Here is a 24,028-nt window from a genome sequence, read left to right on the forward strand (position 1 = left end):
TAAAAAAAATATTAATAAGAACTTTAAAATTGAATAAAATGAAAACAACAGCAACAGTTCAAAAAGACAAAAGCCTAGAAAGGTATGGATTAAAAGATGTATCAGTAAACTGGAATTTATCACCTGAAGAACTTCAGAAAATTACAGTTGAAAAAGGCATGGGAAAAGAAACAGCAAACGGAACACTTGCTATAAACACTGGTAAATTTACTGGCCGTTCTCCCCAAGATCGTTTTCTTGTAAAGGACGACTATACTGCTGATAAAGTTTGGTGGGGAAAAACTAACAAACCTATATCTCCTGAAAATTTTGACAAGCTTAAAAACGAAATCACTAAATACCTCTCTGGAAAAGAAATTTATGCAAGAGATGGATATGTTTGTGCAGAACCAGAATATAGAACAAATATTAGAACAGTAACCGAATTACCATGGTCAAATATGTTTGTTTACAACATGTTTTTAAGACCTAGCCAAAAAGAACTAGAAAACTTTAAAGAAGATTGGTTAATTCTTTGCGCTCCAGGATATGTTTGTCCAGACCCAAAAGGATTTGGTATTCGTCAAGGGAATTTTTCAATACTAAACTTTACTCAAAAAATAGCTTTAGTTGGAGGATCTGCTTATACTGGTGAAATGAAAAAAGGTATTTTCTCTGCATTAAACATGATTTTACCAACAGAAAGAAACGTGCTACCAATGCACTGTTCTGCAAATGTTGGCAAGAAAGGTGATACAGCTATATTCTTCGGATTATCAGGTACTGGTAAAACAACATTATCTGCAGATCCAGACAGAAAACTTATTGGTGATGATGAACACGGTTGGACAGCAGATAATACAATTTTTAACTTTGAAGGTGGATGCTATGCTAAAGTAATTGAATTAACTGAAGAAAAAGAACCAGACATTTTTAGAGCGATAAAGCCAGGTGCTATACTTGAAAACATTGTATTTAAAGAAAATGGTGAACCTGATTATATGGATAGTAGTATTACACAAAACACACGTGTAAGTTATCCTATTCATCATATAGATAATATTCAAGAAACGCTTTATGCAAACAATCCTAAAAATATCTTCTTTTTAACTTGTGATGCATTTGGAGTTTTACCTCCAGTATCTAAATTAACTCCAGGTCAAGCTGCATATCACTTTATCTCAGGATATACTGCTAAAGTTGCTGGAACAGAAGCTGGAATTACAGAGCCAGTACCATCATTCTCTGCTTGTTTTGGAGAACCATTTATGCCATTACACCCAACAGTTTATGGTGAAATGCTAAGCAAAAAAATGACAGAAGCTGGCGTAAACGTTTGGTTAATTAATACCGGATGGAGTGCAGGACCTTACGGTGTTGGATCTCGTATAAAATTAAAATATACTAGAGCTATGATTACTGCAATTCTTAATGGAGATTTAGATAATGTAGATTACGAGCAAAACTTTATTTTTGGGTTGTTTATGCCTAAGTATTGCCCTGGTGTACCATCAGAGATTTTAGATCCAATGAACACTTGGTTACAAAAAGGAGCTTACGTTGGTAAAGCTATTCACTTAGCACACTCATTCCATTTGAATTTTGAGAAATTTGCTCAACAAGCATCTGATCAAATCATTGAAGGTGGACCATTAATTGATGAGCATCATCACTTACACGAACACTTTTAATAGGTTCTTATTTCAACGTTAAAAGGGGCTCGAAAGAGCTCCTTTTATCTTACATAAACAACTTAAAATTATAGAATAAATAAATTAAAATTTTATATTTGAAAATGAAAAAACTATTACTTACAATTAACCTTTTAATGGTTTTCTTCTCTAGTTATGCTCAAATAAATCCAGAAGATAAATTAGGTGCTTGGTACGAAATAGGGAGCAATCACAGAGTTTCAGAAAAAACAAGTATCGATGTTTACACTCAATTATGGTTATATGAGGTTAGTGATAACTTTAATTTCTTTTTAATAAAAACAGGTTATAATTACCACTTTAATCGAAAATTAACAGCTAGTATTTATTTGGGATATTCAGATTTTGACGGTAATATAAACATTAGTTCCCCACATACTTACGAAAGCCGTATAACCGAACAAATTACATTTAAACATAAATTAAGCAAAATATCTTTAGACCATAGATTTAGAATGGAACATCGTTTCTTTAGAAAACATGATTCTAAACCAAAAGTAGCCAGGTTACGCTATCGTATTGGCACCAAATTCAATTTAAACAAAACATTATTTGCTCGATTAACTAATGAACTTTTATTAACCCCAAAATTAAGCAATACGCCAGAAAATAGGCTATATACTGGTTTAGGTATTAATATTTCTAAATCTAGCAACATACAACTAGGATATATGAATAGAAACACGTCTAACAAAGAAAACTTACACAGAGTACAAGTTGGATTGTTTTTTAAAACAGATTTAAGAAAAAAGAAAAAAAACAGCTAAATCAAATTATTTCTGATGTTATTTTACTTTTATTTAGCTAAAAACGTCCAAGCTACCATACGTGATATTTTATTACCTTGTCCCATGTTAATTGTTTTAACATGGGTTGATCCAAGCTTTTTTAAAGATATATGAATGCCTTTTACTAAATCTTTTTTTGATACTAATGTGGTAAACCAAACACATTGATTTTTAAATAAAGAACTTTCATATAAATAATTATGAATAAACGCTTTTTCGCCGCCTTCGTACCAAAGTTCGTTATGTGTACCAGCAAAATTTCTAACTCCCTTCGCCCCTGTTTTGTTTAAGCCTTTTAGCTTTCTTGTTGTCGCTTCTAAAGCTTCGGTTTCTGATTTATAAAATGGTGGATTGCATATTGATGCTGAAAACCTATCATCTTCATTTAAAATACCTTCAAAAATTTTCGAACTATCCTTTTGATGTCTTAAAGATATGGAATCGTTTAATTTATTTTTATTAATTATTTTTTGAGCAGTTGCTATTGAAGTTTTATCAATATCAGTTGCCACAAAATTCCAGTTATGCTCGGCAACTCCTAAAATGGGATAAATACATGTTGCTCCAGTTCCGATATCTAAAACACTAATATTTTTATTTAAGTTTGAAGCTTTAAGTAAATCTGCTAAATAATAAATATAGTCTAAGCGACCAGGAATTGGCGGACATAAATTAGCATCTGGAAATTCCCAAAAATTAATATTATAGTGATGTTTCAACAAAGCCATATTTAGAGCTTTAACAGCTTTAGGATTTGCAAAATCAATGGTTTTAGTTTCGTATTTATTTATAAATACAAATGTCTTTAATATTGAATGTGATTCGCACAAAGCATCAAAATCGTAACCTGATTTATGCTTGTTTTTTGGATGGAAATTTATGTTCTTTTTGATAACTATAAAATTAAATCGTCTAATTCGTCATTTATTATTTTTGAAATATTTTTTCTTTGTTTTTTTACTCTTTTTGATTTGTTTGTAGCTCCAAAGCTATCTTTATCAGAATTAAAATGCATAGAACCCTCTGCTAGAGCTGACCCTTGCCTAATCATTAGTCCTTTATAGCGACAATCATCATAACCACAATTATGTTTTGAATAGTCTCCAAAATTTCTATGTTTAATTTTCTTATCAGTTAATATTTTTTCTTGATTTTTTTTAATATCATCCCAAACTTTACTTTCATCAGCAACAGTCATTTCTTCACCTAAACTAATTAAATTAAAATAGGTTAATGGATCTTTTAATTGATAAAAATTAAACGTTTTCTCAAACACTTTATTTGCATAATCTCTAATTTGAATCTTATCAGCTAGATTTAATTTATCATTTTCACAAATCGATCTATATAAACCCAACGTATTAAAATCTGTGTATTTTTTATAATTATCTATATAATGAATATATTCAGATGTATTAAGTGTATTAAATTGTTTTCCTATTTTCATTTTTACTATATGTATTAGACCTCAACCGCTTTCCAATGTCCTTTTTTAAACCAAATAACAGCAATAATTGCTATTAGAACTTCAGCTAAAGTAATTGCCCAAAACACACCTGCTGGTCCAAAATCTAAAGTAATTGCCATAACATAAGCAAATGGTAATTGCAATAACCAAAAACAAACAAAATTAATATAAGTAGGCGTTTTGGTATCGCCTGCTCCATTAAACGCATTAATAACCACCATACCGTAACCGTAAAAAATGTAACCTGCAGCAATGACCCGCAAACACAGACTACCATATTTTACAACATCTGGAGTATCGTTAAACAATACAATAATTTCTGGCGCAAACACTAAATAAACCACAGATACAATGCCCATAAAAATAGCAGAATATTTTCCTGTTTTCCAAACCGATTCTTCGGCACGTTCTGGTTTTTTAGCGCCTAGATTTTGCCCAACCAATGTAGCTGCTGCATTACTCATGCCCCAAGCTGGCATCAATGTAAACATCATAACACGAATGGCAATGGTATAACCTGCCAACACTTCACTACCAAATTCGCTCATTATACGCATTAAAAACACCCACGATGATGTACCTATTAAAAACTGACCAATCCCTCCTATTGATACTTTAATTAAATTTAGCATCACGCCAACACGAAGCACTAAATCTTTAACACCAATTTTAATTTTACTGTATCCGTAAAATAAAATAGCAAGCTGAAACACCACCGCAGTACCACGACCAATGGTTGTCGCAATAGCAGCACCTTCAACACCGTAAGCTGGAATAGGACCGAAACCAAAAATAAACATCGGGTCCAAAATAATATTAAGTCCATTAGATAAAATAAGTGCCCACATCGCTACCGATGCATCACCTGCACCTCTAAAAATAGCATTAATTAAAAACAGTAACATAATAGTTACATTTCCGCCTAAAAGCACTTGTGTATAACCATAGCCTTCAGCAATAAGGTCTGGTTCTGCTCCCATAAGACTTAATATTTCTTTAGGATAAATGATGCCTATTACACTAATAATTGCTGCTACAAATACACCTAAAAATATAACTTGAACCGCGGCATTCGATGCACCTTTTACATCTGTTTCTCCAATACGTCTTGCCACTACAGCTGTTGCAGCCATACTTAAACCAATAGCTACAGCATACACTAGAGTTATTACAGACTCGGTTAAACCTATGGTTGCCACGGCATTTACACTAACTTGTGATACATACATAATATCGACTATCGCAAAAATAGATTCCATGAGCATTTCTAAAATCATGGGAATAGACAGCATAAAAACTGCTTTACGTATACTTCCAGAAGTAAATTCTTGAGTTTTGCCTGTAACAGCTATTTTAAAATATTGAATGAATTGTTTTAGTGAAATTTTATTTGATTGCATTTTGAAAAATATAAAATATAGACATATCCAAACACAAAAAGTGTTTAGTTTTTTTTAGTTCGAGGGAATCTCGATACAGAACGGAAGTCGAATTATACAATCATAAGACCGCAAATATGACAAATTAATTTAAAACTACAAAATGCGCTTAGGGAATTTGTACTGTATGGCATATCTTCGCCAAAAATTTTTAATATGCTAAAAGCTGTTATTTTTGATATGGATGGTGTTATTGTTGATAGCGAACCGTTGCACCATAAAGCCTATCAAAACATGTTTAGAGATGTAAATATTGATGTGTCTGATGCGCTTTACGAGTCGTTTACTGGTCAAGCTACCTTACCTATTTGCCAAACTTTACACGATGCTTTTAACCTTAATCAATCTCCAGAAGAATTAGTAGCCATAAAACGTAAACATTTTAAATATTTATTTGATAACGATGGCAGTTTTAAACTTATTGATGGTGTTTTAGAATTGATTAAAGATTACCATAGCAACGGTTTAAAATTAGTATTAGCATCTTCGGCTTCAATGCCTAATATTAATAGAATTTTTATGCGTTTTAACCTCGATCAATACTTTGTGGATAAACTTAGTGGTGCCGATTTAAAAGCCTCGAAACCTCACCCAGAAATTTTTATAAACGCAGCCAAAGCTTCAGGTTTTAAAAGAAAAGAATGTATAGTTATTGAAGATTCCACCAATGGTATAAAGGCGGCAAATGCTGCTGGTATTTATTGTATTGGTTTTGATAGTGAGCATTCTAAGAATCAAGATTATTCGACAGCCAATAAAGTAATTACTAATTTTAGTGATATTAGGTTTAGCGAGATAAAAAATATATTGAGATAAAAATCTACATTAATGAGAAACTAAAACAAGTTCAGTTTAACGAAAAATTAGTTTTCTTTAGCTTTTTTAATAATGGCTTTCAGTCTCTCTTTACGCAAAGCTTCCTCAACTTTCTTTTTATTCTTTTTCTGAGCCATTAATTTAGAATGTTTCGCTTTATTCTTTGTGTTTTTATCACGTCCTGTTTTTGCCATAATTCCTCCTTAAATCCCTCCAAAGGAAGGACTTTTATAAAATTAAATTGTTTTATTTTGCTTTATTAGCGCATTTTGCTCTTCCATTAAATCTGCCAATTTAGAAAGCAACTCAATATCTTTTGGTGTAGCAACCGTAGTATCTTTTGTGTCTTGTGCTTTTTTACGCAATCTATTCATAAACTTAACCACAATAAATACTGTAAACCCTATAATTATAAAATCTAAAAAGGCTTCGCACAAAGCACCGTAACCTATAGCAACTTCGTTTGTAAGAATCGTTCCGTCAGTATTTTCAACTGCATCTTTAAGTATAATGCGTTTATTCTCAAAATTTACACCATCCGTTAATAACGATAATGGTGGTAAAAACACTTTTTTCACCAACACATCAATTACTTTATTAAAAGCGGCTCCAATAATAATACCTATGGCCATATCCATCATATTACCTTTTACGGCAAACTCTTTAAATTCTTTAAATAATTTCATTTTATTCTTTTTAAAAATTATTGCGCAAAGGTATTTGTTTTAAACTGAGTTCGAAAAAAGCAAAACAAATATTTGCATGTTATGGAATACTTTAAATCATTAGCTAAAAAATTGATATTTCTTATTATTAGTTTAAGAACTAATATTTTTTTTATAAATCTACTTAATCATAGTTAGTAGTATTATTTATTATCAAATAAAAATATCTACTTAAAAACAGATATTTTTAATTATCTTATTTTTAGCAGATATTTTTGATTATCTGTAAAAAAAATGATATTTTTGAATAAATTATATAGTGAATGACAAGTATTATAACAGGAGATATTATCAATTCTAAAGAAACTAATCCGGAAAAATGGCTAAAACCCTTAAAATCCGTATTAAATAATTATGGTAATGAGCCTGCAAATTGGGAAATATATAGAGGCGATAGCTTTCAATTAGAACTCACCCCAGAAATAGCATTAGAAGCTTGTATTATAATTAAAGCCACTATAAAGCAATTTAAAAACTTGGATGTAAGACTAGCCATTGGCATTGGAGAAAAAACATATCAATCTGATAAAATTACAGAATCTAACGGCAGTGCTTTTGTTAATTCTGGAGAATGCTTTGAGCAATTGAAAAAGAGCACATTGGCAATAAAATCGCCATTCAAAGCTTTCGATATACAAATTAATATCATGTTAGATTTGGCAACTCTTACAATCAATAGTTGGAAATCAACCTCTTCAAAAACAATTAAAACAACAATAGAAAACCCTAAATTAAATCAAATACAACTAGCAAAACTTTTAGGAAAAACGCAGAGCAACATTAGCGAAAGTCTTAAACGCGCCGGTTTTGATGAAATTTCTAAACTATTACACTACTATAAAACCCAAATACAAACCTTATGTTAGCCTTATCCATTAAATTAATATTAGCACATTTCATAGGTGATTTTTTATTACAACCAGAAAAATGGGTCATTCATAAAGAAACATATAAACATAAATCCAAATTTTTATACTGGCACATTGTAGTGCATTTGGGTGCTTTAATTTTAGTATTACAAGCCGATTTTAAGTATTGGCTAGGTATTTTAATCCTTATTATTTCGCATTATATTATCGATTTAATAAAGCTTCACTTAAAATCTGTACTTAAAAACAGGCTACTTTTTGGCTTAGACCAACTCGCGCATTTTATAATAATAGCTTTAGTGGTAAGCATTTACCAGCCATATCAATTTAGCATCAATTCGCTTTATAATCCAGCATTTTTATTGCTAATCACAAGTTTATTGGGCGTAACAGTAGTCTCGTCAATAATTATGAGAACCATCATATCCAAATGGTATTTAAAAGAAGATAGCAACGAGGAATCCTTAGAAAACGCCGGTGCATACATTGGCATGCTGGAACGCCTATTTGTGTTCGCTTTTATAATCACACAACATTGGGAAGGCATCGGGTTTTTATTAGCTGCCAAATCGGTGTTTCGTTTTGGCGATTTATCAAAAGCTAAAGACCGAAAACTAACCGAATACATTCTTATAGGGAGTTTATTAAGTTTCGGTTTAGCTATTTTATTCGGAATTGGTTACGGTTTTGTTTTAGGGTTGATTAATAATTAGGGCGTTACCCCTAAAAAGGGGTCGGGCTTTCGGCAGTCGCTTCCTCCTGCGTCGGCGAGCTCCAACAAATGCCTCAATCCCTAACGCGGACAAGTCAGCTATATGCTGTAATTTATCTGTCATAACCTTTCAAATCCGCTAAATTTACAGTTTACAAATAAGTCTTAAAATCACGCATTAAAACATTTAAGAGATAAGCAAAAAATTTAAAATAAACAGATTCCTGCCTCCGCAGGAATTTATTTCTTATAATACTTAGCATATCCGCGATAAGCGAAAAATCCTAAAACAGCAACAATAGCACAAGCAATACCAATAAACTTAACACTCACTATTTGGTCGCCACTGGCGTAACTATGCAAACCTGCTAAATAGAAATTAACTCCAAAATATGTCATTAAAATACTAGCAAACGCTACTATAGACATTAGGTTAAAAAACCAACGTCCACGCAACCCAGGAATCAATCGCATGTGTATTACAAAGGCATAAACCATAATACTAATAAGTGCCCAAGTTTCTTTAGGATCCCAACCCCAATAACGTCCCCAACTTTCGTTTGCCCACATACCGCCTAAAAAGTTACCAATAGTTAACATCACTAAACCTACAGTTAAAGCCATTTCGGTAATTACGGTAAGCTCTTTAATGTTTAAATCCATTTTTACTTTATTTTCTTTTGTGGTGAAAATCATCAATAATAATGATACAACACCCAAAATCATACCCAAAGCAAACGGACCATAACTTGCTACAATTACCGCTACGTGAATCATGAGCCAGTAACTATTAAGTACAGGTTGTAAATTGGCAATGGCGGGATCCATCCAATTCCAATGCGCAATCATTAAAATCATTGACGTTACAAAAGCTCCTGCTGCAATGGTTAAATCAGAAGTATTTCTTTTTCCTAAAATAGCCAATAGAATTCCTGAAACATTATCTTTATCGCCCTTCTCTTTTTTCTTACTTATTCCTGTAATTAAACCAAATAACATCGTAGACCAAGCTACGTAAATCATAGATTCGTAAGCATCGCTCCATGGCGCATGACCAGAAATATACCAACGCACAATTAAACCTGTGGTATGCAAAATAAAGAGACCAAGTATTATAACTTTTAAGACATTTACAGCAATATTTATAGCCTTACTTTTCTCTTTAAATATTTGAACAATTAATATTATAAACAGTAATGTACCTGCATACATATACCAGCTAAAAAGCTTTTTAAAAATATCGTATTTATTGTATAAAACTTCTGTTTTAACTTTATCATCACTCAACATAACCGAAGCTCCGTATTGATGCTGTGTTTTTTTGAAGGCTGACAAAAGCTTAGATGCTTCAGAGAAATCACCAGATTTTTTAGAGTTATTTAGCGTAAACAAATAAGCTCTAAATCCGTTTTTTATAAAGTTTCCGTAAAGTGAATCTTCAATTCTATTATTTACTGCTTTATCAATTCTATAATCGTAAGCCGAAATCCATTTGTTATTATCATCATTAGGAATAGGGAATATTTTTAACGACATGCCTTCTACAGCATTGTACAATAAACTAACACGTTGGTCGGTTTCTTTAAATTCCTTTTGAAATCCAGTAGGTACTTGTGCTTTATACGCTTCTTCTAAATAAGGTGCTAATTTATACTCACCTCTTTCTGTGAAAAAATCGGCTAATGTAGCATGTTTTTCTTCTTTTTTAATGCCAATTAAATTTCTGATTGAATCTCCCTTTTTAGGCTTCAAATATATAATAGGTACATTATACCATAACATTGGGCTTTCTTGTATAGATAAAAGTACTTGGTTAGCATCAAAACCCTCATAAGTATCACTTTTACTTAGTTTACGAAGCATCTCAGACGCATAGGTATTAACAGGCATCATTCGACCACTAAGATCTTGTATTACTAAATGTCCGAATTCATCGGCATGTACTTTAGGTGTTATGTTTGCTTTTAATATAGAATCTATTTGAGTTTTTGATGGTTTGGAGTGGTCGTGTCCATCGTTTTCAGAATGCTGCTGCGAAAAGGCATTCAAACCAAAACATAACAATACTATTGCAAGTAATTTTGCTTTTTTAGCTTTTACTTTATCAAGCTGTTTTTTTAAATCGCCAAAGCGAGACCCTTTAACAAACAAAATGGCCATCATACCAAAGTAAAGCATAAAATAACCAATATAGGTAAGCAAAGTTCCCCAATAATCATGATTTACAGATAATATGGTCCCTTTTTCATCAGCATCAAAACTAGATTGAAAAAATCGATATCCACGATGGTCTAAAATATTATTCATAAATATTTTATAATCAAAATCGCCTTCTTGTTCGTCTAGAACAGTAACTTGACTTGAATAGGCAGAGTAACCTCTTTCAGTTCCTGGGTAACGTTCGGCTTCAAAATCATTCAATTTTATTTGAAATGGCAACTCTAATACTTTCGATCCGTATTTAAAAGCAAAATCTAAACCGCCAACTTTAATTTGTTTAAAAGCGCTATTTGTTCCCTTTCCTCCTAATAATCCTACTGTTTTTGTTTCGTTATTTGCGGTTACTTTCAACACTACACCATCACTATCATTTTTAAGTATTTCTGATTTCTGAACCACATCAAAAACACCTTTTACTATAGGTTTAGGAAACACCATTTGCATATTACCAATTTTATATAACGAGCGCAATACTAAAGGCTGTATACTATCTTTTACCAACTCACCTTCAGCTCTTGTTGCCATAGTCATATAACTACCTTCAAAAGGCGATTGTATGGTTAGCTCATCATTAGAATATGTAATATTTATTGCGCCATCGGTAGGTTTATTAAGTGCTATTAATACATTATGAACATTAGCAATTTCTCCAACTTTTAAAAAATGATTGTGCGCACCATTTCCTCCTGCTTCAACTAATTTTAAATATTGTTCTCCGTTATCATCTGGAATAATATCTTCTTCAGCTCCAACAATAAACTTTTCCAATTCAATAGTTACGGGTTGTTTATTGTAATCGGTATTTATTTTAAATTTGTTTTTTAGGCGTTTAGAAAAATCAACTTCAGATTCTAAAACACGTCTTTGACTTTGCCCATCAATCTCATAATCTCCATCAATATAAGTTGTTACATACGTTTTTTGAGATAAAAAGGTGTTTTCAGTAGCACCTTCTCGAATAGCCATCATGCCCTCAAAACTCACATAACGGGTAATAAATGCCCCTAATAATATAAAAATGAATGATAAATGTAATATTAAAGTTGCCCATTTTTCTTTTTTATACAGTCTGAAACGAAAAATATTTCCTGTAAAATTAATTACAAAAAACACCATAATAGCTTCGAACCACCACGCATTATATATTAAATTTCGTGTGTATGGTGTAGGCGATGTGTCTTGTCCTGCATCTAAAAATGTGCCTACTGCCATTGCCGCAGCAAAAGTTAAAAATAAAACAGCAGTAAGTCGTGTAGAGAAAAGAATTTTGGCGAGTTTATCTTGCATAATAACTACCTTTTTTTAGGTCGAGCAAATTTAAGGATTTATGTTTATTAAAAGATGTTAAATTTTAAAAGAGTTACCACGAATGCACCAATATTTTTTTGCTATAAAACTGATTACTAAGACTACAAACTAAATACTGAACACTATCTACTCTTTCATTCTCGCTTCAAATATTTTTAAATATAAAAACGTGCCCATTTTTCTGGCGCGTCGTTTAGCGTTTTCGGCATAATCACCTTCAAAAAGTTCATCAATAGTTTGAAACCAAAGGTTTAGCCAAAGCCCGAAGTGTAACTCAGAAATGGCGTTATTATTTTCTTTATCAACTTTCACATGAGCTTCTAAAGGATTGCCTTTATATTTCTTTTCCAACTTTCTGGTCATAAATAAACTCGATTCCCAAAATGTGGTTAACTTTTCTAAATGCTCGTCCCAATCTTTAATTACATCGTTAAAAAAAGGACCTAAAACAATATCTTTTCTAACTTTTATATAAAATGATGAGACCAATAAAAACACATCGTCTCTGGTTTCAATATCTTTTTTATCCATAGTAAACAAAGATAAGACATAAGTCTTTTATATGATACAATACTTACTTATTTTAGCAGTATGATTTCAGTAGTTATTCTTGGAGCTGGCAATGTAGCCACTCACCTATTTAAAGCTTTTAGTAAAGCTAAAAATGTTGTTATAAATCAATGGTATAACAGAAACTTAAATACTATTAGTTCCTATAAAAGTGAGGTTGAAATTATTGATGATGTATCACTTTTAAAAGATGCCGATATTTATATAATAGCAGTTAGTGATGATGCTATTGCAGAACTATCAAAACAACTTCCGTTTGAAAATAAACTGGTAGTCCATACTTCTGGTAGTGTGAGTGTTTATGATATTTATAAAAAGCAAAAACGAGGTGTTTTTTATCCGTTACAAACCTTTAGTAAAGCCGCCGAAATGGATTTTGAAAACGTGCCAATTTGTATAGAAGCTATTAATAAAAAGGATTATCCTATTTTAAAAGAATTAGCAATTTCTATAGGAAGCCCTACTAAAAAAGTTAATAGCGACCAACGTCGTGCACTACATTTAGCTGCTGTTTTTGTCAATAATTTTACGAATCAATTATACAGAATTGGGCATGAAATTACTGAAAGTGAAGGTGCTGAATTCGATTTATTAAAACCATTAATTCTTGAAACCGCAAAGAAAGTTCAAAAGTTATCGCCTTATATGGCACAAACAGGTCCTGCAAAACGACACGATAAAAAAACCATTAAAAAGCAGTTAAAACAATTAGAAAACAAACACCATAAAGACATTTACGAACTGCTAACTAGCTCAATTCAGCAAACTCATGGCACTTCGACTAACTCAGTGACCAAATCTTATAAAAACAAATAGATGGAAGAAAAAAGTTATAAAGAATATTTAGAGCATATTACCACATTTATTTTTGATGTTGATGGCGTTTTAACTGATGGTTCTGTAACTATAACAACTACGGGAGACATGCTACGCAAAATGAATATTAAAGATGGTTATGCGCTTAAAACGGCTATAGATGCTGGATACAATGTTTGTATAATATCTGGTGGCTCAAACGAGGGGGTTCGTAAACGTTTAGAAGGATTAGGAATAAAAGACATTTATTTAGGTGCACACAACAAAATTGAACAGCTTAATGACTACTTTAACAAAAAAGGTATTAAATCTGAAAATGTACTATACATGGGCGATGATATTCCAGATTTTCCCGTTATGAAATTAATTGGTTTACCATGTTGTCCGCAAGATGCGGTACCTGAAATAAAAAATATCTCGAAATATATTTCGCATAAAAAGGGTGGCAAAGGAGCTGTTCGCGATGTTATTGAACAGGTTTTAAAAGTACAAGGCAAATGGAATGCAAATTTTAGCGCGAAATACGATTAAATATTGGCAAGAAATAAAAGAAGACATAGCGTAGGATTTGGTTACATTGGTTTTGGAAACGTTCGTAGCGTATTTAATCAAAGCTCAAATAAAGCTTTTTCTACTTTAAAAGAAAAACTCAACGAAGAAACTCATTTTCATTTTAAGCTTAATTTTTCTCATAAAAAGTTAACAAAAGAAGAAAGAGAAATCATTAAAAATAAAATTAGGAAAGAAGAAAAACGAAAATCGATTCAAGCTATAGTTTTAACTATTTTAGTTCTTTTTATCATTATCGTTAGCTTTCGAGAGTATATTTTATATTCTATTAACAACAGAACTAATCCTTATTTATAATATAAATAATTGAATGTTTTAAACCTCATCCGTTGGAAAAATTTATTAATGATTGCTCTTGTTCAATTATTAATAAAATATGCTTTTTTAGAACCATTTGGGGTTAATTTTGGATTAACCACATTACAAATTTTAATTTTAATTTTAGCCACCATTTGTATTGCAGCTGCTGGTAATGTTATTAACGATATTTATGATGTTGAAACCGATTTTGTAAACAAACCAGATAACAAAATTATTGGTAAATCCATTTCAGAAAAAACAGCTTATAATTTTTTTATAGCTTTAAATGTAATTGGTGTTTGTTTAGGCTATTACTTATCGCAATCTGTTGGTAGAAGTGCTTTTTTCTCAATATTTGTTATTATTTCGGCATTGCTATATGTGTATGCTTCCTATTTAAAACAAACGTTTTTAATTGGTAATATTATCGTTTCCGCACTAGTAGCATTAAGTATTATTGTTGTTGGTATATTTGAATTATTGCCAGTAATAACTACCGAAAATCGGCAAACGCTTTTTACCTTTTTCAAAATCATTTTAGACTATGCATTATTTGCTTTTATAATAAATCTCATCCGAGAAATTGCAAAAGATATTGAAGATATTGATGGCGATTATAAAGCTGGTATGCGAACACTGCCTATTGTTATTGGGCGAGAACGCGCTGGCAATATCCTTTTTGTTTTAACGCTTATTCCTCTTTTTGCGGTGTCGTATTACATCATCAATTCATTATACAAAAATCAAATAGCTGTGATTTACTTTTTGGTTTTTATTATTGCACCTTTACTTTATATAAGTATCAAATCATTTAGCGCAAAGACAAAAAAAGAATATCATCATATTAGCAACGTTTTAAAATTGGTAATGCTTTTTGGGATGTTTTCGTTACTTTTATATAAGTATAATTAACCATAAAATGTTAATCCAAAAACTAAAAAATCATCATATTATTTTAGCATCGGGTTCGCCTAGGCGTCAAGAATTCTTTAAAAATTTAGGATTGGATTTCGAAATTCGATTAAAACCCATAAAAGAAGAATATCCTCCACGATTAACACATTTCGAAATCAGTAACTATTTAGCGCAGCTAAAAGCATTGCCTTTTAAAGCTGAATTAAAACCAAACGATATACTGATTACAAGTGATACCATTGTTTGGCACAACAATACCGCTTTAGGCAAACCTAGAGATGCAAATGAAGCTTTTTCTATTTTAAGAACCTTAAGTAATGCAACACACGAGGTTATTACATCGGTTTGTTTTACAACTACAACTTCAGAAAAAACAATACATAATATTACCAAAGTCACATTTAAAGACTTAACAGATAACGAGATTTTATACTACATAAAAACCTGTAAACCATTTGATAAAGCTGGCGCCTATGGTATTCAAGATTGGATTGGACAAATTGGTGTTACAAGAATTGAAGGCTCTTATTTTAATGTTATGGGCTTACCTATTCACGCGGTCTATAAAACGTTAAATGATATCGTAAACGCTTATTAAATTCGTAATTTTATGTTTTAAAAAAGTTGAATTATGAAAACGTTTATAAAATTCCTTTTAATTATTTTACCAATATTTATTGTTTCGTGTAAAAATGAATCAAAAAAACAAAAAGACATAGCTGTCAATTTCGCTACTGAAGTAGAACCAAAAAAAAACCTTAATATTAAAGAGCCTTCTCAAGAATTTAAAGAGTATTGGTACGCAGGTAAAGCAGAAATTACATCGTACAAATTAGAGCAAGCACGCTACGGTGAAATACGAAAAGGGCAGGCCGTTTTAATTTATGTTACGGAAGATTTTCTACCAAACAAACAAGCAAAAGCCGATAATAAAAATCCTAATAATATTTCTGTTTTAAAACTAAACGCAACTAAAACATTCAACACAGGTTTGTATCCATATTCTATAATGCAAAGTACGTTTTATCCGGTTTCAAACGATAAACATGCGATAAAAGTATCGGGTTCTATACAAGAATGGTGCGGACATGTTTATGCACAACTAAATAATAAAGAGCAGTTTGAAATTAAATCATATTCATATTTTGAAAGCGAAGGCGATCAAAACTTTAAATTAGATAAAGCTATTTTAGAAAATGAACTTTGGACGCAATTACGCATCAATCCTAAATCGTTACCAACTGGAAATTTACAAATTATCCCATCACTCGAATATAGCCGATTAAAACATGTTGAATTAAAAGCTTACATTGCCACAGCTACTTTATCAAGAAATTCATATTCAATAGATTACCCAGAATTAAATAGAACATTATTTATTGAATTTAATCCAAAATTCCCTCACCATATACTAGGTTGGGAAGAAACTTTTAAAAGCGGATTTGGTAAAAATGCTAAAACCTTAACTACAAAAGCCACTAAATTAGAAACTATAAAATCTGCTTATTGGGGAAAAAACAGCAATAAAGATGAAATACATAGAGAATCCTTAAAATTAAATTAAAGTTGTGCTAATTTGTAGTGTATCTTTGTAAATCATTCAATCTAATATAAAAAATAATGTTTTCTGAAACGCTTCGTGACCAATTAATAATTACAGGTATTGTTCTTTTATCTCTTCTATTAATTAGAGCAACAACCCACTTTACGATAACCAAAGTTGCAAGAAAAAATGGCATAAACGATGCACGAATAAGGCTAATTCGCAGATATGTTACAGTTACTTTATTTTCAATAGCCATACTTATTGAAGCCTTTATTTTTGGTGCTCGCTTTGAAGATTTGGCAGTTGTGTTCTCTTCAGTATTTGCAGTAATTGGTATTGGTTTGTTTGCTATTTGGTCTATTTTAAGCAATGTAACTTCTGGAATTATTATGTTTTTTAACTTTCCGTATAAAGTTGGGGACAAAATAGAAATCCATGATAAAGATTTTCCTATAAAAGCCATTATTGAAGATATTAGAGCCTTTCAATTACATTTACGGTTAGATAACGGCGATTTGGTAACCTACCCCAATAATTTAATGCTTCAAAAAGCAGTAACACTTTTAAAGAAAGATGCTATTGAAGATGATGGTGATGCTGTATAAATATTTTATATATTTATAATATTAATTTTTCAAATGGCAAAAAGCATAAGAAGTCTAGTTTCCAGAAAAAAAATAGGACAAACCCCAGGAAGTGTAATTTATACTGGTGAAAAATCTGATCAAAAGTTATTTATTGAAGCTTTTGATTATAACAAAGAACAATGTATTGTAAAAGAACTTACAAATGTTGAAGAGTGTTTTAATTTTGAAGCCGGAACCATAACTTGGATTAATATAAATGGGTTAAACCATGTAATAGCCATTGAGAAAATTGGAGAACATTACGAATTACACCCCCTTGTACTTGAAGACATTGTTAATATTTCGCAACGTCCAAAGATTGATGAACATGATGAGTATCTTTTTGTAGTATTAAAAATGTTGTATTATAATGACGATGAAAAAATTGTTTCAGAACAAGTAAGCTTTATTCTTGGTGAAGATTATGTACTATCATTTCAAGAAGCCGAGGGTGATGTTTTTGATTCTGTGCGTGATAGAATCAAGCAAGCTAAAGGACGTGTTAGAACAATGCCTGCCGATTATCTACTCTATACTTTATTTGATGCGGTTGTAGACCATTATTTTAGTGTTATTGAAATTTTGGGCGATAAAATTGAGGGTTTTGAAACAGCTATTTTTTCTGGAAATGTAGATGATGATATCAGTCAAAAAATACAAAACCTAAAACGGGAAATTTTACGAGTTCGTCGTGCTATTTTTCCGCTTCGAGAAGTCATTAATAGAATTGAAAAGAATGAAGGCAGACTTATAAATAAAAAAACAATTACCTATTACCGAGACATTTATGACCACTTAATTCAAGTATCAGAAAACATAGATATTTACCGAGAAATGATTTGGAGTTTAATGGATATGTACATGACAACCATTAGTAATAAAATGAATGAAGTAATGAAAGTATTAACTATAATGGCATCAATTTTTATTCCATTAACTTTTATTGCGGGTATTTATGGGATGAATTTTGAATACATTCCAGAGTTGGGTTATAAATATTCATACTTCATCCTTTGGGGTGTTATGATTATACTTTTCATAGGTATGCTTATTTATTTTAAGAGAAAAAAGTGGCTTTAGTTAAATTAAGTTAAAGAAACACTAAAAGCTACGTTTCCACTATTATACTTTGCTATATTTGATTTTTAGCTAACTAAATAATCATGCAAAAGCAATTCATTTATTTCTTTATATTATTATTTTCTTGTTCAATTTTACAAGCACAAAAACCCAAAACACCTTCATCTTCACAGATATACGAATCTATACAAAAACTCAATTTCTTGGGATCTGTTTTATATGTAGCTGCCCATCCAGACGATGAAAACACACGTTTAATTTCATACATGTCTAACCATGTAAAAGCACGAACAGGATATTTATCGTTGACTAGAGGCGATGGTGGACAAAACCTTATTGGCCCAGAAATAAGAGAGTTATTGGGTGTTATACGTACGCAAGAATTACTAGCAGCAAGACGTATTGATGGTGGTGAACAATTTTTTACAAGAGCTAACGATTTTGGCTATTCTAAACATCCAGACGAAACTTTAGCTATTTGGGATAAAAACGAGGTTTTAAGCGATGTAGTTTTAGCCATTCGTCAATTTAAACCAGACATTATTATTAACAGATTTGACCACAGGAGAGCAGGTCGTACTCACGGTCATCATACAGCTTCTGCCATGTTAAGCATAGAGGCTTTCGATCTCGCTAACGACAAATTTGCATACCCTAATTTACTAGAAGACGCTAGCGTCTGGCAACCAAAACGTTTGTTTTATAACACAAGCTGGTGGCGCTATGGTAGTAGAGAAGCATTCGATAAAGTTGACAAAAGCAATATGCTTAGTTTCGATATTGGCACCTATTATCCACTTAAAGGCTTATCAAATAACGAAGTAGCCTCTTTGGCAAGTAGCCAACACTTATGTCAAGGTTTCGGACGTTTATCGCAACGCGGTTCGCAAGAAGAATATATTGAACTTTTAAAAGGTGATGCGTTAACCGATAGCGAAAATATTTTTGCTGGTATTGATACGTCGTGGAATCGCATAAAAGGAGGTAAAGTCATTGGTGATATTTTATATGAAGTAGAAAACAACTTCAACTTTAAAAATCCATCGCAACATATACCGCAACTACTTGAAGCTTATAAATTACTACAGAATATTGATGACCAGCATTGGAAAACTCAAAAATCAAAAGAGTTAAAATCTATTATTGAAATGTGTGCAAGTTTGTATTTAGAAGTTTCAGCAGATACAAATTGGGTAACTCCAAACGAAAAAATTAATATAAATATTGAAGTTTTAAACCGCAGCAATCTCACAATAAACTTAGTAAGTTTAAACAATGCAAGTGATTTGAATATTTCAAAAAACATAGCACTAAAAAACAATGTGAAATATGATTTTAAAGAAACTGTAAAAATTAGTAATGACCAAAATCCTACTACGCCATATTGGTTAAGTGAAAAGGGAACTTTAGGCATGTATAAAGTTAACAATACTAAATTAATCGGTTTACCTGAAACACCTCGACTTTATAATATTGATTTTAATCTTATGATTAACAATGTTCCTTTAACTATCACAAAACCAATAATTCATCGTTATTCAAAACCAGAAAAAGGCGAATTGTATAAACCTTTTGAAGTGATTCCTGAAGCATCGGCTAAAATTACCGAGAAAGTCATCATTTTAGATAACGACAAACAACGCGATATTACTGTTATCGTAAAAGCAGGACGAGATAATCTTGAAGGTTTTGCTGAAGTTTGTCATCCAAACGATTGGAGTGTTTATCCGAAAAATCAAAAAGTCAACATAAAACACAAAGGCGAAGAACAAACTCTTGTTTTTACAGTTATTCCACCTAAAAACGAAAGCGAAGGCTACATCGGTCCAATCGTTACGATTAATGAAAATTTATACACCAAAGAACTTATTGAAATTGACTATGATCACATTCCGTTTCAAACCGTTTTATTACCAAGCGAAAGTAAAATTGTACGCCTAAACATTAAAAAGAAAGGCGAAAACATTGGTTATATTCAAGGTGCTGGCGATGTGGTTCCAGAGAGTTTGCAGCAAATTGGTTATAACGTGTTAACCATAAAACCAGAAGATATTAATGCTGAAATGCTTAGTAGATTTGATGCGATAGTAGTAGGTATTAGAGCTTATAATATACTTGACGAATTACAGTTTAAACAGCAACAATTGTTTGATTTTGTTAAAAACGGGGGTAATATGATTGTACAATACAACACCAGTCGCGGAATTAAAGTTGACAATTTAGCACCTTACGATTTAAAATTATCAAGAGACAGGGTGACGAACGAACATGCCAAAGTTCGGTTTTTAAGCCCTGAACATCCTATTCTTAATTACCCAAATAAAATTACCCAAAAAGATTTTGAAGGTTGGACACAAGAAAGAGGGTTATATTTTCCTAATGAATGGTCTAATGAATTCACTTCTATTTTATCAATGAATGATAAAGGCGAAACTCCAAAAGACGGCAGCTTGTTAGTTGCCAAATACGGAAAAGGACATTATATATATACAGGGCTTAGTTTTTTTAGAGAATTCCCAGAAGGTGTTTCAGGTGCGTACCGATTATTCGCTAATATGCTTTCCATTGGAAAAGAAGATTTAAAATTAGAAGCTAAACTAAACGATTAAATATGACCGAAGACAAACCAGAAAAACAACCTTGGCTTAAACTCTACTCTATTGTTTTAATTGCTAATGCTATTTATATTTTAGCGTTTTACTTAATCATGAAAGCGTTTTAATATGCAAACATTAAATTGGATTGATTGGGTTGTCTTAATAGTTACTCTTCTTACTATAGTGGGCTATGGCACATGGAAAACTAGAGGAAGGAAAAGTGCAGAAGACTATATAAAAGGCGGTAACACCACAAAATGGTGGACCATCGGCTTGTCTGTTATGGCAACACAAGCTAGTGCTATTACGTTTTTATCCACTACCGGACAAGCATTTTCAGATGGCATGGGGTTTGTGCAATTTTACTTTGGCTTACCTATAGCCATGGTCATTATATGTTTGGTTTTTATTCCTTTGTACCATCGATTAAAAGTTTACACCGCTTACGAATTTTTAGAAAACAGATTCGATTTAAAAACCAGAAGTCTCACCGCTATTTTATTTTTAATCCAACGGGGATTAGCAGCTGGGATTACCATTTTTGCTCCTGCTATAATTCTATCAGTTGTATTAGGTTGGAACATCACTTACCTTAATATAGCTATTGGAGTTTTAGTTATTATTTACACGGTTTCTGGTGGTACAAAAGCAGTAACAGTTACCCAAAAACAACAAATGTTTGTCATTTTTGCTGGAATGCTTGCTGCACTATTCATCATTTTAAATCTAATTCCAGACGATGTTTCGTTTACCAAAGCATTAGATATTGCTGGAGCTAGTGGAAGAATGGAAGTTTTAGATTTTTCGTTTGATTTAGAAAACAGATACACGGTTTGGTCTGGATTAATTGGCGGATCTTTTCTCGCTCTGGCCTATTTTGGAACTGATCAAAGTCAAGTACAACGGTATCTTTCTGGGAAATCGATGAAAGAAATGCAAATGGGAATGATTTTTAATGGTTTACTAAAAGTACCTATGCAATTCTTTATTCTATTAGTTGGTGTTATGGTATTTGTGTTTTATCAATTTAATCCTGCACCATTAAATTTTATAGATTCATCTACCGAAAAAGTTTTAGATTCAGAATATTCGCAACAGTATCAAAATCTTCAAGACAAACAAAATATGCTTTTCAACAAAAAGAAAGCATTAAGTATTCAGCTTTCTAAAAATGATGATGACCAATTACGACAAGATATATTCGTTTTAGATAGTGTTGAAAAAACACATCGTTTAGAATCAAAATATCTAATAAAGCGAGCTATTGACACTGCTTATGCTAATAAATATGATAGATTAAATAATGAATTATTAGCCTTAGAAAATAATAGCCATACTTATAAAGAGAAAAAAGAAGAATTAAATAATTGGTATAAAGAATCTGCAAAAGACACCAAAACGAACGACAGAGATTATATGTTTATTACCTTTATTCTTAAATATCTTCCAAAAGGTTTAATAGGTTTATTGTTGGCCGTTATTCTTTCCGCAGCTATGTCATCAACAGCATCAGAAATAAATGCTTTGGCCACCATTACTTCAATTGATTTATACGGTAGAAATCTTAAAGAAGAAAAAGAGGAAAAGCACATGGTTAAAGTCACTAAAATGTTTACATTACTTTGGGGTATTGTCGCCATTATAATTGCTTGTTTTGCTAATCTTGCCGAAAATTTAATACAGTTGGTTAACATTATTGGATCTATATTTTATGGTAATGTTTTGGGTATTTTCCTGTTGGCATTTTTCTTTAAATTCATCAAAGCCAATGCTGTTTTTATAGCGGCACTAATCACGCAAGTTATAGTTTTAATAGGTTGGTGGTTTGATTGGATGCCTTATCTATGGCTTAATTTATTTGGCTGTATACTAGTTATCTTTATAGCATTCATTATTCAATCACTAACTAAAAATGACAAAAAATTTACACCGTAAAACTATTAATTGGGGGATTATTGGTTTGGGTAAGATTGCCCATAAATTTGCAAAAGATTTATTAACTGTTGAAAACGCTAACCTTTATGCGGTAGCTTCGCGCTCTTCAGCAAAAGCAAACGAATTTGCTCAACAATACAATGCTAGTAAAGCTTATGGGTGTTATGAAGATTTAGCAGAAGACCCTAATATTGATGCTGTTTACATAGCAACGCCACATGTATTTCATAAAGAAAACACGCTATTATACTTAGAAAACGGAATCGCCGTTTTATGCGAAAAACCGTTTGCTATGAATGTCGAAGAAGTGGAGCAAATGATAGCAAAAGCTAAAGAAAAAAATGTGCTCCTAATGGAAGCGCTTTGGACTTACTTTTTACCACATTATCAATTTGTTTTAAAAACACTGGAAGACAAAACTTACGGAAATATTCTAAAATTAAAAGCTGATTTTGGTTTTAAATCTAACCATAGTAAAACCTCTCGAGTATGGGAGAAATCGCTAGGTGGTGGTAGTTTGTTAGACATAGGAATCTATCCTATTTTTACGGCATTATCTACTCTAGGAAATCCAAATACAATGGAAGCCAAAGCAACAATTACAGAGACTGGTGTGGATTCTACTTGTAAAGTTGAGTTTAATTACAACCAAAATATTAAGGCCTTTTTAGAAAGCTCTTTTATAGAAGACACGCCAACTGAAGCCATTTTTTATTGCGAAAAAGGCACTATTAAAATCAACACCAGGTTCCATAGCCCAACCACGGTTAGCATAACCGAATTAAACGATAAAGAAAAAACTATCGATTTTAATTACAAAACCATTGGCTACAATTACGAAATTGAACATTTTAACAATCTACTGCGTCAAGGAAAAACAGAAAGTGATATTATGACGTTTGTCTTTAGTAAACAGCTTATAAAAACTTTAGATGACATTAGAAATATTATAAACCTTCAATATTAGGGCATAAAAAAGCGCAACTTTTTCAAGTTGCGCTTTTTACTTTTATAATATGTAAAAATCTAGAATTCCA

The 24,028-nt window shown here is 31.6% G+C and carries 23 protein-coding genes; 16 read left to right on the forward strand and 7 right to left on the reverse strand.

Annotated features, from left to right (window positions below; genetic code table 11):
• Positions 1-38: 38 nt before the first annotated feature.
• Positions 39-1,670 (forward strand): phosphoenolpyruvate carboxykinase (ATP), encoded by a 1,632-nt coding sequence (gene pckA, locus RG22_RS01795; RefSeq protein WP_034040355.1) that lies wholly within the window; start codon positions 39-41, stop codon positions 1,668-1,670.
• A gap of 104 nt (positions 1,671-1,774) precedes the next feature.
• Positions 1,775-2,458, forward strand: a complete 684-nt coding sequence (locus tag RG22_RS17170) for a DUF2490 domain-containing protein (RefSeq protein WP_052143588.1) — start codon at positions 1,775-1,777, stop codon at positions 2,456-2,458.
• A gap of 29 nt (positions 2,459-2,487) precedes the next feature.
• Here the strand turns inward: RG22_RS17170 and rlmF are convergent, their stop codons facing one another.
• The 3 genes from rlmF to RG22_RS01815 are packed head-to-tail and all read right to left on the reverse strand — an operon-like array spanning position 2,488 to position 5,347.
• On the reverse strand, positions 2,488-3,396 hold the full coding sequence (rlmF, locus tag RG22_RS01805) for a 23S rRNA (adenine(1618)-N(6))-methyltransferase RlmF (protein ID WP_338062112.1): 909 nt from the start codon (positions 3,394-3,396) through the stop codon (positions 2,488-2,490).
• Positions 3,375-3,926, reverse strand: coding sequence for a hypothetical protein (locus RG22_RS01810; RefSeq protein ID WP_034040359.1), 552 nt, complete (start codon positions 3,924-3,926; stop codon positions 3,375-3,377). The genes rlmF and RG22_RS01810 overlap by 22 nt, the downstream gene beginning before the upstream one ends.
• 14 nt (positions 3,927-3,940) lie before the next feature.
• The gene (locus RG22_RS01815; RefSeq protein ID WP_034040361.1) at positions 3,941-5,347 is read right to left on the reverse strand and encodes an MATE family efflux transporter; all 1,407 of its coding nucleotides are present in this window, start codon (positions 5,345-5,347) and stop codon (positions 3,941-3,943) included.
• 195 nt (positions 5,348-5,542) lie between these two features.
• On the opposite strand from RG22_RS01815, the gene RG22_RS01820 reads away from it, so the two are divergent.
• Entirely contained in the window at positions 5,543-6,202 is a 660-nt protein-coding gene (locus RG22_RS01820; RefSeq protein WP_034040363.1) for an HAD family hydrolase, read from the forward strand.
• 47 nt (positions 6,203-6,249) lie between these two features.
• Here the strand turns inward: RG22_RS01820 and RG22_RS17950 are convergent, their stop codons facing one another.
• Both RG22_RS17950 and mscL read right to left on the reverse strand, forming a co-directional pair.
• Positions 6,250-6,396, reverse strand: coding sequence for a hypothetical protein (locus RG22_RS17950; protein ID WP_204244170.1), 147 nt, complete (start codon positions 6,394-6,396; stop codon positions 6,250-6,252).
• A gap of 42 nt (positions 6,397-6,438) precedes the next feature.
• Positions 6,439-6,888 carry a large conductance mechanosensitive channel protein MscL gene (gene mscL / locus RG22_RS01825; RefSeq protein ID WP_034040364.1) on the reverse strand — a complete coding sequence of 150 codons (450 nt, stop codon included), beginning with the start codon at positions 6,886-6,888 and terminating at the stop codon, positions 6,439-6,441.
• 302 nt (positions 6,889-7,190) lie between these two features.
• Here mscL and RG22_RS01830 point away from each other — a divergent pair, with 302 nt between their 5' ends.
• Both RG22_RS01830 and RG22_RS01835 read left to right on the forward strand, forming a co-directional pair.
• Complete coding sequence (locus tag RG22_RS01830; protein ID WP_034040365.1) at positions 7,191-7,793, forward strand: SatD family protein; 603 nt, start codon at positions 7,191-7,193, stop codon at positions 7,791-7,793.
• Entirely contained in the window at positions 7,787-8,509 is a 723-nt protein-coding gene (locus tag RG22_RS01835; RefSeq protein WP_034040366.1) for a DUF3307 domain-containing protein, read from the forward strand. The genes RG22_RS01830 and RG22_RS01835 overlap by 7 nt, the downstream gene beginning before the upstream one ends.
• 239 nt (positions 8,510-8,748) lie before the next feature.
• Here the strand turns inward: RG22_RS01835 and RG22_RS01840 are convergent, their stop codons facing one another.
• Both RG22_RS01840 and RG22_RS01845 read right to left on the reverse strand, forming a co-directional pair.
• Complete coding sequence (locus RG22_RS01840; protein ID WP_034040367.1) at positions 8,749-12,015, reverse strand: cytochrome c biogenesis protein CcsA; 3,267 nt, start codon at positions 12,013-12,015, stop codon at positions 8,749-8,751.
• A gap of 147 nt (positions 12,016-12,162) precedes the next feature.
• A complete protein-coding gene (locus tag RG22_RS01845; protein ID WP_034040368.1) occupies positions 12,163-12,567 on the reverse strand; it encodes a group III truncated hemoglobin in 405 nt (134 codons plus the stop codon).
• A 60-nt stretch (positions 12,568-12,627) separates the two neighbouring features.
• On the opposite strand from RG22_RS01845, the gene RG22_RS01850 reads away from it, so the two are divergent.
• The 11 genes from RG22_RS01850 to RG22_RS01900 all read left to right on the forward strand — a co-directional run bounded on the left by RG22_RS01850 (position 12,628) and on the right by RG22_RS01900 (position 23,958).
• Positions 12,628-13,422 carry a Rossmann-like and DUF2520 domain-containing protein gene (locus RG22_RS01850; RefSeq protein WP_052143589.1) on the forward strand — a complete coding sequence of 265 codons (795 nt, stop codon included), beginning with the start codon at positions 12,628-12,630 and terminating at the stop codon, positions 13,420-13,422.
• A complete protein-coding gene (locus RG22_RS01855; protein WP_034040370.1) occupies positions 13,423-13,953 on the forward strand; it encodes a KdsC family phosphatase in 531 nt (176 codons plus the stop codon).
• A 3-nt stretch (positions 13,954-13,956) separates the two neighbouring features.
• Positions 13,957-14,289 (forward strand): hypothetical protein, encoded by a 333-nt coding sequence (locus RG22_RS01860; RefSeq protein WP_034040372.1) that lies wholly within the window; start codon positions 13,957-13,959, stop codon positions 14,287-14,289.
• 9 nt (positions 14,290-14,298) lie between these two features.
• A complete protein-coding gene (locus RG22_RS01865; protein ID WP_081997638.1) occupies positions 14,299-15,204 on the forward strand; it encodes a geranylgeranylglycerol-phosphate geranylgeranyltransferase in 906 nt (301 codons plus the stop codon).
• A 7-nt stretch (positions 15,205-15,211) separates the two neighbouring features.
• Positions 15,212-15,805 (forward strand): Maf-like protein, encoded by a 594-nt coding sequence (locus RG22_RS01870; protein WP_034040377.1) that lies wholly within the window; start codon positions 15,212-15,214, stop codon positions 15,803-15,805.
• Positions 15,806-15,838: 33 nt separating this feature from the next.
• Positions 15,839-16,771 carry a hypothetical protein gene (locus RG22_RS01875; RefSeq protein WP_034040379.1) on the forward strand — a complete coding sequence of 311 codons (933 nt, stop codon included), beginning with the start codon at positions 15,839-15,841 and terminating at the stop codon, positions 16,769-16,771.
• A 56-nt stretch (positions 16,772-16,827) separates the two neighbouring features.
• A complete protein-coding gene (locus RG22_RS01880) occupies positions 16,828-17,358 on the forward strand; it encodes a mechanosensitive ion channel domain-containing protein (RefSeq protein WP_034040380.1) in 531 nt (176 codons plus the stop codon).
• A gap of 33 nt (positions 17,359-17,391) precedes the next feature.
• A complete protein-coding gene (gene corA / locus RG22_RS01885) occupies positions 17,392-18,459 on the forward strand; it encodes a magnesium/cobalt transporter CorA (protein WP_034040382.1) in 1,068 nt (355 codons plus the stop codon).
• 83 nt (positions 18,460-18,542) lie between these two features.
• Positions 18,543-21,068: a PIG-L family deacetylase gene (locus RG22_RS01890; RefSeq protein WP_034040384.1), complete on the forward strand. Its 2,526-nt coding sequence runs from the start codon at positions 18,543-18,545 to the stop codon at positions 21,066-21,068.
• Positions 21,069-21,182: 114 nt separating this feature from the next.
• Positions 21,183-22,991, forward strand: a complete 1,809-nt coding sequence (locus tag RG22_RS01895) for a sodium:solute symporter family protein (protein ID WP_034040385.1) — start codon at positions 21,183-21,185, stop codon at positions 22,989-22,991.
• On the forward strand, positions 22,969-23,958 hold the full coding sequence (locus tag RG22_RS01900; RefSeq protein WP_034040387.1) for a Gfo/Idh/MocA family protein: 990 nt from the start codon (positions 22,969-22,971) through the stop codon (positions 23,956-23,958). The genes RG22_RS01895 and RG22_RS01900 overlap by 23 nt, the downstream gene beginning before the upstream one ends.
• The last annotated feature ends 70 nt before the right edge of the window (positions 23,959-24,028 follow it).

The organism is Wocania ichthyoenteri Th78 (assembly GCF_000789235.1).
Classification (GTDB): Bacteria; Bacteroidota; Bacteroidia; order Flavobacteriales; family Flavobacteriaceae; genus Wocania_A; species Wocania_A ichthyoenteri.